This is a genomic window from Staphylococcus sp. EG-SA-15, from assembly GCF_017151895.1.
GTDB lineage: Bacteria > Bacillota > Bacilli > Staphylococcales > Staphylococcaceae > Staphylococcus > Staphylococcus aureus.
Genome location: NZ_JACVZN010000033.1, coordinates 24,144 through 31,831, shown reverse-complemented (window position 1 = coordinate 31,831; position 7,688 = coordinate 24,144). Strand labels below are relative to the sequence as shown.

Sequence of the window (7,688 nt, the reverse complement as noted above, 5' to 3'; positions counted from 1 at the left end):
CACTCGAATGTCAGTTCGAGGAATAAATAAAGTTAAACGAGAGCTAGGTTTTGTATTAATGGCACTTAATATAAGGAAAATAGCAGCTCAACGAGCTGTACATTATAAAATACATATCAAAAAAGCTAATTTCCATCAAATAATTAATAGAAATCAGCTTTTTTACATTGCCTAAGAACTTAATGTCCCAGCCTATTCGTTTGAATTATTTAATTTTTTACTTTGAAAGGAATGTTTAAAAAACTACTTCATCTGTCCGACTTAATATTGAATAAAAAAACACGCATCCTACGACACGTGTAAAAATGATTATTCTTTTGAGTCAATTCGACTCCAACCTTTTTTAGTTAAAGTGATTTTACCTGTTTCTATATTAATAATCTTCTGTTTATATAAGTGACCGATTGCACGTTTGAATGAACCTTTACTCATATTGAATACTTCTTTAATCGCTTCAGGGCTTGATTTGTCCCAGAATGGTAATTCACCATCATATTCAACTAGTAAATCAAAGATGACTTGGCCGTCATCGTCTAAACGTTCATGTGCAAGTGGTAAAAATGAACCATTTAACTCACCTTTATCATTATGCCCGATAATTCTAACTTGAACAGATTCACCTAATCTTGGTTCAGCTTTACGTTCTGATTCATGTACGAAAATTTTGTAACCTGATTCGCTTAATAAAAAGCTACCAATTCGTAATACGCGGTAAGGTTTGGCTTCAATGACTTCGTTTTTTAAATTATCGTCGTGTACAGGTGTAAACATATTTTCTACAACAGATTCACTCGCTAATCTTCCATACATATGATTCTCACGGTCAATTCGTAATGTGACTAGCAAATGATCACCAGGTTGTGGCCATAGTGATTTCACTTTTGGTAAATCTTCCCATGGTACTAACACTTCACGGGGTAATCCAACATCTATACGTGCCCCATCGCGATCCGTTTTAAGTACTTTAGCAAAGTCATATTTATCTTTCGTAATATCAGGCATATTTTGAGTTGCAAATAATTCACCTGAACGGTTTGGATAAATGAAGAAACTATATTCTTCACCTACTTCTAATTCATCATCATCGTTCATTTCTGATTGGTTTAACTTTACGTTTTCACCGTTTGGTCCTTTTAAAAGGTAAGTTGAGCCTTGTAACCCTACTACTTCAAGGAATTCTATAGAACCTACTATATCTTTGTCTAATGCCATGTTATTCTCCTTCGATTCTTGTATTCTTTATTATTATAACATGTGTGAGTCATTCTATCATTACAACTTATATGAGGTCGAAACTGTGACGATAATATGATATAATTCTTCCGTTAGAATATCGAATGAAAAAAAGGAGAAAATGCATGTTACAAGTAACTGATGTGAGTTTACGTTTTGGAGATCGTAAACTATTTGAAGATGTAAATATTAAATTTACAGAAGGTAATTGTTATGGATTAATTGGTGCGAATGGTGCAGGTAAATCAACATTCTTAAAAATATTATCTGGTGAATTAGATTCTCAAACAGGACATGTTTCATTAGGTAAAAATGAACGTCTAGCTGTTTTAAAACAGGACCACTATGCTTATGAAGATGAACGCGTGCTTGATGTTGTAATTAAAGGTCACGAACGTCTTTATGAGGTTATGAAAGAAAAAGATGAAATCTATATGAAGCCAGATTTCAGTGATGAAGATGGTATCCGTGCTGCTGAACTTGAAGGTGAATTTGCAGAAATGAATGGTTGGAATGCTGAAGCTGATGCTGCTAACCTTTTATCTGGTTTAGGTATCGATCCAACTTTACACGATAAAAAAATGGCTGAATTAGAAAACAACCAAAAAATTAAAGTATTATTAGCGCAAAGTTTATTCGGTGAACCAGACGTACTATTACTGGATGAGCCTACTAACGGTCTCGATATTCCAGCAATCAGTTGGTTAGAAGATTTCTTAATTAACTTTGATAATACTGTTATCGTAGTATCGCATGACCGTCATTTCTTAAATAATGTATGTACTCATATCGCTGATTTAGACTTCGGTAAAATTAAAGTTTATGTTGGTAACTATGATTTTTGGTATCAATCTAGTCAGTTAGCTCAAAAGATGGCTCAAGAACAAAACAAGAAAAAAGAAGAAAAAATGAAAGAGTTACAGGACTTTATTGCTCGTTTCTCAGCTAACGCTTCTAAATCTAAACAAGCAACAAGTCGTAAAAAACAACTTGAGAAAATTGAATTAGATGATATTCAACCATCATCAAGAAGATATCCTTTCGTTAAATTCACGCCTGAGCGTGAGATTGGTAACGACTTATTAATCGTTCAAAATCTTTCTAAAACAATTGACGGCGAAAAAGTATTAGATAATGTATCATTCACAATGAATCCAAATGATAAAGCGATTTTAATTGGAGATAGTGAAATTGCAAAAACAACATTACTTAAAATATTAGCTGGCGAAATGGAACCAGACGAAGGTTCATTTAAATGGGGTGTTACTACATCATTAAGTTACTTCCCTAAAGATAACTCAGAGTTCTTTGAAGGTGTAAATATGAATCTCGTTGATTGGTTAAGACAATATGCTCCTGAAGATGAACAAACAGAAACATTTTTACGTGGTTTCTTAGGTCGTATGTTATTTAGTGGTGAAGAAGTTAAGAAAAAAGCTAGTGTGCTTTCAGGTGGAGAAAAAGTACGTTGTATGCTAAGTAAAATGATGTTATCAAGTGCGAATGTACTTTTACTTGACGAACCTACTAACCACTTAGACTTAGAAAGTATTACTGCTGTCAATGATGGTCTTAAATCATTTAAAGGTTCTATCATCTTTACTTCTTATGACTTCGAATTTATCAACACGATTGCAAACCGTGTTATCGATTTAAATAAACAAGGCGGCGTTTCAAAAGAAATTCCATATGAAGAATACTTGCAAGAAATCGGCGTTTTAAAATAAACATAATATGTAGAATTTCTTTTCGAAAATCTCTGTATTGAGGCCCGACCAACTTGCACATTATTGTAAGTTGGCTTACTGTCACCTTCTATATTGGGACTTATTCCGCAACTTGTATTGTTTGTAGAAATTAGGAATCCAATTTCTCTATGTGTTGCACCGACAAGGATTGAAAAAAGCTAGCTACAAAGTCATTTTCATTCAGTCAACTACTGTCAATATAACATTGCAGGACCTAGGGCATTGATTCATGTCCGAGACTATATTCAATTTAATAGACATTAACTGGGCGTCTCGATGCTAATATTTATAGCATCGAGGTGTCCTTTTTATTTTATTTTTTAACACATCAGCACAGTGAACACCCCTTCTCTAAATTACAAATACAGTTATCACCGCATTAAAAGAGTACATTTATTTAATGTGCATATTGAGTATGCTATAAGTATTTTGAATTTTATTTTTCAAAAAGTCTCATTATCACCACCTTTTTAAAATATAAGCAACGCTATAACTTGAATTTTCAGGTTATTCCAAAAAATCTAAATTATCGGTTTACATTCATATTTGTCATATGTATAATGAACACATACCAATTTAATAATATTTTGATGAGGCGCATCAATCATGAGTAAAGTTTAGATTACTGTCTGCTAACAGCTAAATTTGAAAGGGTGCGATGCCGAAGCGATTATAATAGCAGTTATAATTTGTTGGACTTTTTGGTTAAGAGCTGAGAGTTTGTCATTATTTAAAAATAATGGAGTGCATCACTTGTATATAGATTAAGAGCAAGTTCGCATTCCGATCTTGTTCTTTTTTTATTATTGTGTGCCCTTCCTAACAATTAGGAGGATTATATGGTAACAAGAAGTGTGTTGAAATTTGGCGGATCATCCGTCAGTGATTTTACAAAAATAAAAAGGATCGCTGAAATGTTAAAGGAGCGAGTCAATCAAGATGAACAATTAATTGTCGTTGTAAGTGCTATGGGTAACACAACAGATCAATTAATGACGAATGTATCGACCTTGACTAAAGCACCAAAACAACAAGAACTGGCATTATTATTGACAACCGGAGAGCAACAAACTGTATCTTATTTATCAATGGTATTAAATGATATCGGTGTGAATGCCAAAGCAATGACTGGCTATCAAGCGGGTATTAAAACCATTGGCCATCATTTAAAAAGTAAAATTGCTCAAATTAATCCTCAAACATTTGAACAAGCCTTTCAAGAAAACGATATTTTAGTAGTTGCTGGATTTCAAGGCATCAATGAACATCAGGAATTAACAACTTTAGGCAGAGGCGGTTCTGATACGACCGCTGTGGCACTTGCTGTTAGTAATCAAATACCTTGTGAAATTTATACCGACGTTGATGGTGTGTATGCCACTGACCCAAGACTTTTACCAAAAGCTAAACGACTAGACATCGTCTCATATGAAGAAATGATGGAAATGAGCGCTTTAGGTGCTGGTGTACTTGAAACAAGAAGTGTTGAATTAGCTAAAAACTATAATATCCCTTTATATTTAGGAAAAACTTTATCGAACGTGAAAGGAACATGGATTATGTCAAATGAAGAAATATTAGAGAAAAAAGCAGTTGCTGGTGTGGCTTTGGATAAACATATGATGCATGTAACAATTAGTTATCCCCTACCTGACAATCAGCTACTTACCCAACTATTTACGGAACTTGAAGAAGGTGCTGTAAATGTTGATATGATTTCACAAATCGTCAACTTGGATGGACTACAACTATCCTTCACGATTAAAGATAGTGATTTTCATCAAATTTCTATGATTCTTGAAACATTAAAGAATCAATATGAAGCATTAGCTTATAAAATCAATGAGCATTATGTCAAAATTTCATTAATTGGCTCAGGCATGCGTGATATGTCAGGTGTGGCATCAAAAGCATTTTTGACATTAATTGAAAATAATATACCTTTCTACCAAACAACAACTTCTGAAATAAGTATTTCATACGTCATTGATGATTTTAATGGGCAACAAGCGGTGGAAAAACTATATGACGCATTTAACATTTAATGGTAAAATTATTGTTAAAATATTCTAAAAATTGGAAATTATTATAAAATGGAGTGACAAGTTATGACAAAATTAGCAGTTGTGGGTTCAACAGGATTAGTAGGTACAAAAATGTTGGAGACATTAAATCGTAAAAATATTCCTTTCGATGAATTAGTATTATTTTCATCAGCACGTTCTGCAGGGAAAGAAGTTGAATTTCAAGGAAAAACATATACAGTTCAAGAATTAACTGATGCTCGTGCAAGTGAACATTTCGATTATGTATTAATGAGTGCTGGTGGCGGTACAAGCGAACACTTTGCCCCACTCTTTGAAAAAGCTGGTGCAATCGTTATAGACAATTCAAGTCAATGGCGTATGGCAGAAGATATTGATTTAATCGTTCCGGAAGTCAATGAACCTACTTTTACAAGAGGTATCATTGCCAATCCAAACTGCTCTACGATTCAGTCTGTTGTGCCATTAAAAGTATTGCAAGATGCTTATGGTTTAAAACGAGTGGCATATACAACATATCAAGCTGTATCAGGTTCAGGGATGAAAGGTAAGAAAGATTTAGCTGAAGGTGTAAATGGTAAAGCACCAGAAGCATATCCACATCCAATTTATAATAATGTGTTACCGCATATTGATGTGTTTTTAGAAAACGGATATACAAAAGAAGAACAAAAAATGATTGATGAGACGAGAAAAATTTTAAATGCGCCAGACTTAAAAGTAACAGCAACATGTGCACGTGTGCCTGTTCAAGATAGTCATAGTGTTGAAATTGATGTAACGCTTGAAAAAGAAGCGACTGCAGAAGATATTAAAGCATTATTTGATCAAGATGACCGCGTTGTTTTAGTAGACAATCCAGAGAACAATGAATATCCAATGGCAATCAATTCTACTAATAAAGATGAAGTGTTTGTTGGCCGTATACGTAGAGATGATTCATTAGAAAATACTTTCCATGTATGGTGTACATCAGACAATTTATTAAAAGGTGCTGCATTAAATGCTGTACAAGTATTGGAACAAGTTATGCGTTTAAAAGGAGCGAATTAAAATGACACATTTATTTGAGGGTGTTGGCGTTGCACTTACAACCCCTTTTACAAATAACAAAATTAATATTGAAGCTTTGAAAACACACGTTAATTTTTTACTAGAAAATAATGCCCAAGCAATCATCGTTAATGGAACTACTGCTGAGAGCCCTACTTTAACAACAGATGAAAAAGAACGCATTCTAAAAACAGTTATTGATCTTGTAGATAAACGTGTTCCTGTCATAGCAGGAACTGGCACTAATGATACTGATAAGTCAATCCAAGCTTCAATCCAAGCTAAAGCCTTAGGTGCTGATGCAATTATGTTAATTACGCCCTACTACAACAAAACGAATCAACGTGGTTTAGTCAAACACTTTGAAGCGATTGCAGATGCTGTGAAATTACCAGTCGTGCTGTACAATGTTCCTTCAAGAACGAACATGACAATTGAACCAGAAACTGTAGAAATATTAAGTCAACATCCTTATATAGTTGCTTTAAAAGATGCTACGAATGATTTTGAGTATTTAGAAGAAGTGAAAAAGCGAATTGATACAAATTCATTTGCATTATATAGTGGCAATGATGACAACGTCGTTGAATACTATCAACGTGGCGGTCAAGGGGTTATCTCTGTTATTGCCAATGTCATTCCTAAAGAATTTCAAGCGTTATACGATGCTCAACAAAGTGGATTAGATATTCAAGATCAATTTAAACCAATCGGCACACTGTTATCAGCTTTATCAGTTGATATTAACCCAATTCCTATTAAAGCTCTAACAAGTTATTTAGGATTTGGAAATTATGAATTACGTCTACCATTGGTTAGCCTAGAAGATACAGATACTAAAGTGCTTCGTGAAGCATATGACACATTTAAAGCGGGTGAAAATGAGTGAAAATATTACTAATTGGCTATGGTGCAATGAATCAACGCGTTGCTAGATTAGCAGAAGAAAAAGGACATGAAATCGTTGGGGTCATTGAAAATACACCGAAAGCAACAACGCCATATCAACAATATCAACATATTGCAGATGTTAAAGATGCCGATGTTGCAATAGATTTTTCAAATCCAAATCTACTTTTCCCTTTATTAGATGAAGAGTTTCATTTGCCATTAGTTGTGGCAACAACTGGCGAGAAAGAAAAACTACTTAATAAGTTAGATGAATTGAGTCAAAATATGCCTGTATTTTTCAGCGCGAACATGAGTTATGGCGTTCATGCATTGACTAAAATTTTAGCAGCTGCTGTTCCCCTACTTGATGATTTCGATATCGAATTGACTGAGGCACATCATAATAAAAAAGTAGATGCACCAAGTGGTACGTTAGAAAAATTGTATGATGTGATCGTATCTTTGAAAGAAAATGTAACACCTGTGTATGATAGACATGAATTAAATGAAAAACGCCAGCCACAAGATATTGGTATACATTCTATTCGTGGAGGTACGATTGTCGGTGAACATGAAGTTCTATTTGCCGGCACTGATGAAACGATTCAAATCACGCATCGTGCACAATCAAAAGATATTTTTGCGAATGGTGCAATACAAGCAGCAGAACGCTTAGTTAATAAACCAAACGGCTTTTATACGTTTGACAACTTATAAA

6 protein-coding genes, 1 pseudogene and 1 riboswitch are annotated in these 7,688 nt (G+C 34.0%); of the genes and pseudogenes, 6 read left to right on the top strand and 1 reads right to left on the bottom strand.

Annotated elements, in window-relative coordinates; translation table 11 throughout:
* Positions 1 to 175, top strand: a pseudogene (locus IDG64_RS12095) (IS5/IS1182 family transposase); the annotation flags it as partial.
* A 134-nt stretch (positions 176 to 309) separates the two neighbouring features.
* Here IDG64_RS12095 and cvfB read toward each other — a convergent pair.
* Entirely contained in the window at positions 310 to 1,212 is a 903-nt protein-coding gene (gene cvfB, locus IDG64_RS12090) for an RNA-binding virulence regulatory protein CvfB (protein WP_001162352.1), read from the bottom strand.
* Between the two features lie 146 nt (positions 1,213 to 1,358).
* Here cvfB and IDG64_RS12085 point away from each other — a divergent pair, with 146 nt between their 5' ends.
* The 5 genes from IDG64_RS12085 to dapB all read left to right on the top strand — a co-directional run bounded on the left by IDG64_RS12085 (position 1,359) and on the right by dapB (position 7,687).
* Positions 1,359 to 2,960, top strand: coding sequence for an ABC-F family ATP-binding cassette domain-containing protein (locus IDG64_RS12085; protein ID WP_000942303.1), 1,602 nt, complete (start codon positions 1,359 to 1,361; stop codon positions 2,958 to 2,960).
* Positions 2,961 to 3,563: 603 nt separating this feature from the next.
* A riboswitch (Lysine riboswitch) is annotated at positions 3,564 to 3,739 on the top strand.
* Between the two features lie 81 nt (positions 3,740 to 3,820).
* A complete protein-coding gene (locus IDG64_RS12080) occupies positions 3,821 to 5,026 on the top strand; it encodes an aspartate kinase (protein ID WP_000258714.1) in 1,206 nt (401 codons plus the stop codon).
* Positions 5,027 to 5,089: 63 nt separating this feature from the next.
* Positions 5,090 to 6,079: an aspartate-semialdehyde dehydrogenase gene (locus IDG64_RS12075; RefSeq protein WP_000163541.1), complete on the top strand. Its 990-nt coding sequence runs from the start codon at positions 5,090 to 5,092 to the stop codon at positions 6,077 to 6,079.
* A 1-nt stretch (position 6,080) separates the two neighbouring features.
* A complete protein-coding gene (gene dapA, locus IDG64_RS12070) occupies positions 6,081 to 6,968 on the top strand; it encodes a 4-hydroxy-tetrahydrodipicolinate synthase (protein WP_000149254.1) in 888 nt (295 codons plus the stop codon).
* Positions 6,965 to 7,687, top strand: a complete 723-nt coding sequence (gene dapB, locus IDG64_RS12065) for a 4-hydroxy-tetrahydrodipicolinate reductase (RefSeq protein WP_000698231.1) — start codon at positions 6,965 to 6,967, stop codon at positions 7,685 to 7,687. The genes dapA and dapB overlap by 4 nt, the downstream gene beginning before the upstream one ends.
* Position 7,688: the final 1 nt, after the last annotated feature.